The 3,110-nt window shown below is 38.5% G+C and carries 8 protein-coding genes; 5 read left to right on the forward strand and 3 right to left on the reverse strand.

Translation table 11 applies throughout. From position 1 onward, the window contains the following. Positions 1–421: 421 nt before the first annotated feature. The 3 genes from AC3DU7_RS29720 to AC3DU7_RS29730 form a co-directional block, all read right to left on the reverse strand. Positions 422–814, reverse strand: coding sequence for a PIN domain-containing protein (locus tag AC3DU7_RS29720; RefSeq protein WP_488042847.1), 393 nt, complete (start codon positions 812–814; stop codon positions 422–424). After that, positions 811–1,098, reverse strand: a complete 288-nt coding sequence (locus AC3DU7_RS29725) for a UPF0175 family protein (protein ID WP_488042848.1) — start codon at positions 1,096–1,098, stop codon at positions 811–813. The genes AC3DU7_RS29720 and AC3DU7_RS29725 overlap by 4 nt, the downstream gene beginning before the upstream one ends. Positions 1,099–1,214: 116 nt before the next feature. Further along, positions 1,215–1,463 carry a type II toxin-antitoxin system HicB family antitoxin gene (locus AC3DU7_RS29730; RefSeq protein ID WP_488041681.1) on the reverse strand — a complete coding sequence of 83 codons (249 nt, stop codon included), beginning with the start codon at positions 1,461–1,463 and terminating at the stop codon, positions 1,215–1,217. A gap of 64 nt (positions 1,464–1,527) precedes the next feature. On the opposite strand from AC3DU7_RS29730, the gene AC3DU7_RS29735 reads away from it, so the two are divergent. The 5 genes from AC3DU7_RS29735 (at position 1,528) to AC3DU7_RS29755 (ending at position 3,025) form a co-directional block, all read left to right on the forward strand. Continuing rightward, entirely contained in the window at positions 1,528–1,731 is a 204-nt protein-coding gene (locus AC3DU7_RS29735; RefSeq protein WP_488042849.1) for a type II toxin-antitoxin system HicB family antitoxin, read from the forward strand. Then, a complete protein-coding gene (locus AC3DU7_RS29740) occupies positions 1,728–1,955 on the forward strand; it encodes a type II toxin-antitoxin system HicA family toxin (protein ID WP_202225709.1) in 228 nt (75 codons plus the stop codon). Before AC3DU7_RS29735 ends, AC3DU7_RS29740 begins: the two co-directional genes overlap by 4 nt. 203 nt (positions 1,956–2,158) lie before the next feature. After that, entirely contained in the window at positions 2,159–2,416 is a 258-nt protein-coding gene (locus tag AC3DU7_RS29745) for a hypothetical protein (RefSeq protein WP_488041677.1), read from the forward strand. Positions 2,417–2,478: 62 nt separating this feature from the next. Next, positions 2,479–2,709: a CopG family ribbon-helix-helix protein gene (locus AC3DU7_RS29750; protein ID WP_488042850.1), complete on the forward strand. Its 231-nt coding sequence runs from the start codon at positions 2,479–2,481 to the stop codon at positions 2,707–2,709. Positions 2,710–2,779: 70 nt separating this feature from the next. After that, positions 2,780–3,025 carry a UPF0175 family protein gene (locus tag AC3DU7_RS29755; RefSeq protein WP_488042851.1) on the forward strand — a complete coding sequence of 82 codons (246 nt, stop codon included), beginning with the start codon at positions 2,780–2,782 and terminating at the stop codon, positions 3,023–3,025. Positions 3,026–3,110 lie beyond the last annotated feature (85 nt).

The following is a 3,110-nucleotide window of genomic DNA, read 5'->3' on the forward strand; positions in this document are numbered from 1 at the left end:
GAGCAGCAATAGTTTTGGGAAAATCTACTAAATTTTGTTGGGCAGCTCGATCCAACTTTGATGTCGGCAAGGGGTCTCCCGTTATACGAATGTTAACGAGAGGGGAATTGCCGACCAACAAATAAACCGTGTAGCGTCCACTTAGTTTCTTGCATTGTGTACTTTTTTGTGTCACCCTTGATTATATCAGGAGTAGCGGTAATACGCACCTGATAACAGCACATAGAAAACGACATAGAGTATGGGGTTCAATTCAGAAGTTCTAGTTAACCCGTGAAAAGGTAAAACTCTTGAGGGAACTAGATGAGTACAGAATTGTTTAGTACAAAAAGGCGGTGGGTCTCATCGTCTCTGTCTGTGGAGGGTTAAGTGGTTGCACTCCCTTTGAAACAGAAAGCCCGCGTCCGTGAGGCGGGGAAGCCTACATCATAATCTTTGATTTGATGCAGGAGAACGTCACAACGCCAAGTAATCCAGTTACCCTCAATCCTTTATTGCGGGCAACCTTTCTGCCTAAAGCCTCATCAATGATAATTAAATTTGCTCTTTCCTGAAGTGCTAAAATAATAGCTGCTTTTTCTCCTGCATCAAGCGACTCTAAATCCTTGTCCACAGGAACAGTCACATCTTGAATTATTAACCATTGGGGAGGTTTTTCAATCCAATTTTTGACGGCAATAGGCGATCGCTCGTCTGATAATTCTTGTTGAACTATTCGAGGAATTAGAACTTGACCATAAAGTTGAGGCAGCAGTTTAATTTCACCAATAAGTAGTAAATAACAAATTGGCGAGGTATCTGATACAACAATCATAACCTCTTTAATTTCCCTTCTTTTTCTAGTTGTTCGTGGGTTTGGCGATCGACAATAAAATCTTCTTCATCGTAATCTAAATCGACTCCTTTAGCTTTCAGAAATTTATCGGCTTCTAAAAGAGTAGAGAAACCTAATAGTTCTCGTAATTTACCACTACTAATAGAACCTTCGCGATAAGCTTCTACTACAATTATTTCCATTAATTTACGTTCTAAATTGCCCCATTTTTCCTTTAAGGAATATGCTAGTTCGTCTGGCAACACAATCTGAATTTGCTGCATAAATACCTCCTTTAGTTATTAACTAATCATAACATTTATAGATTGTTTTCATACTTTTCTATCAGGCCAGAAAAAAGCGATCTTTTCTAAAATGTGGTTTGTTTGGAAAGGAGCGATCACTCGATTGTTTTAGGTAGCGGACATTCTTCCAGATAGAGTTTTGTAGCTTCTTTGAGATTCGCTAGAACCTCTTCTATTGTTTTACCTTGGTCAACTGTGCCGACTTCTGGGCATTCAGCTATGTACATATCATCTTCTTTATAAAGGATAGCAGTAAAGCTTTTAGTTTTCATGGTATATAATTTTTCTATATAATTGGAATTATTTCCAAAATCTAGTCTACCTAAAATGATTGATTTTTGCAACCTTTTTTATAGCGATCGCTTGATTCTGGTGCTAAAATAAATAAGTCAGTTAACAAACATAATTATGAATATAAAAGTAGTATTAGAACCAAGTGAAGAAGGTGGATATACCGTTTACGTTCCATCACTTCCCGGTTGTATTAGTGAAGGAGAAACTATTGAGGAAGCACTGACTAATATCCAAGAAGCTATAGAACTTTACCTTGAACCCATTGAAGATGAATTTTCTATCTCCGCAGGAGCGATCGTTAAGGAATTAGCATTATGAGTAAAGTTCCTAATCTCCCCTACACGCAAATTATTGCTGCTTTAAAACGTGATGGGTGGGTAGTAGTGCGTCAACGGGGTAGTCATATTCGATTGCACAAACAAATGCCAGATGGAGTTTTAAAATTGACGGTTCCAGCTCATCGCTCTGTCAAGCGTTCTACTTTAGCCATAATTTTAAAACAGGCAAGAATAGACCTTGACAAATTCCTAGATTTGTTGTGAATTTGCTCCATTGATTCAAGGTTAACTTTTCGAGGTGCTTTATGCAGCATTCAACACAACAAAATAGAGCGATAATACTCCGCACCACTAGCGCTTAAGCTCTTGTTTGATGGTTGAGTTCTGCGGAACGAATACTACCTGCCATCTTTATGCTAATTGAAGAGTTTGTTCTATATTTTTAGGTTAAGGAGGTAATTTGTACCATGTTATCCCTCGCACAAAACCTCGTCGCTCAAAGTGATGATTGGGAGTTTATTGAGTTATGGGTAGATCCCGTTGTCTTTCCCCCTCGAATTTTGGTGTTAGTTGGGGGCAAACAGGGAAACTATTGTATTTATGATGCGACTGCTAGCTACAAACCTTTGTTTGAAAGTTCTATTTATGATGAAGCTCACTCATGGTTAGTTGAAGATGACTATGAGCGGGTGGATGGTCGTCTTTTATCTGGAGAAATTTTTTAGTATGATATTGGTAAGATTTGAGCTGTCGAATCACAATAACTTGTAATTCTCGGAATTGTATTATGGAAACAATAAGTTTTAGTCTGAATTCTGAAAAAAGAAAAGGCATTGATAAAATTGCTTCTTTTTGGGAACGCTCTCCTTCTGAGATTCTTAATGATGGAGTTGATGCTTATTTACAAGTGCAGCAGTGGCAGTTAGACCATATTAAAGAAGGTTTACGTCAGGCGGATGCAGGTGAGTTTGCTAGCGATGAAGAAGTTGCTGCTGCTTTCGCCAGGTGGCGACAATGAAGATAGTTTGGACTCGAACGGGCAAGATGCCCATTCCACAAAACAAAACTATTAAGGAGGAAGGAAGAAAATGAGTGTGGTTATTCCTGATGACGTGCTAAGATCGGCTGGAATGTCTGAAGCACAATTAAAGTTGGAAATTGCCATTATGTTATTCCAACAAGATAGAATTAGCATTGGTAAAGCACGTCGTTTGGCTGGAATTAATTTGTTAGAGTTTCAGCGCGAAATTGCCAAACGTGGTATTTGCATCCATTACGATGTTGAGGAGTTTGAAGAGGATATTAAAACTTTGCAGGAAATGGGTAGACTATGATTGTTGTCAGTTGGGAGATGAGTCTGGTAGTGGACTGTTTCATCTAAAATAGTGCATTAGAATAGCCAGCCAAAAGTTACTCTTG

It is taken from the genome of Okeania sp. (assembly GCF_983059655.1).

Coding starts and splice junctions, on each gene's coding strand:
- AC3DU7_RS29720 (WP_488042847.1), bottom strand. CDS start 814: ATGATTGTTGTATCAGATACCTCGCCAATTTGTTATTTACTACTTATT.
- AC3DU7_RS29725 (WP_488042848.1), bottom strand. CDS start 1,098: ATGCAGCAAATTCAGATTGTGTTGCCAGACGAACTAGCATATTCCTTA.
- AC3DU7_RS29735 (WP_488042849.1), top strand. CDS start 1,528: ATGAATATAAAAGTAGTATTAGAACCAAGTGAAGAAGGTGGATATACC.
- AC3DU7_RS29740 (WP_202225709.1), top strand. CDS start 1,728: ATGAGTAAAGTTCCTAATCTCCCCTACACGCAAATTATTGCTGCTTTA.
- AC3DU7_RS29745 (WP_488041677.1), top strand. CDS start 2,159: ATGTTATCCCTCGCACAAAACCTCGTCGCTCAAAGTGATGATTGGGAG.
- AC3DU7_RS29750 (WP_488042850.1), top strand. CDS start 2,479: ATGGAAACAATAAGTTTTAGTCTGAATTCTGAAAAAAGAAAAGGCATT.
- AC3DU7_RS29755 (WP_488042851.1), top strand. CDS start 2,780: ATGAGTGTGGTTATTCCTGATGACGTGCTAAGATCGGCTGGAATGTCT.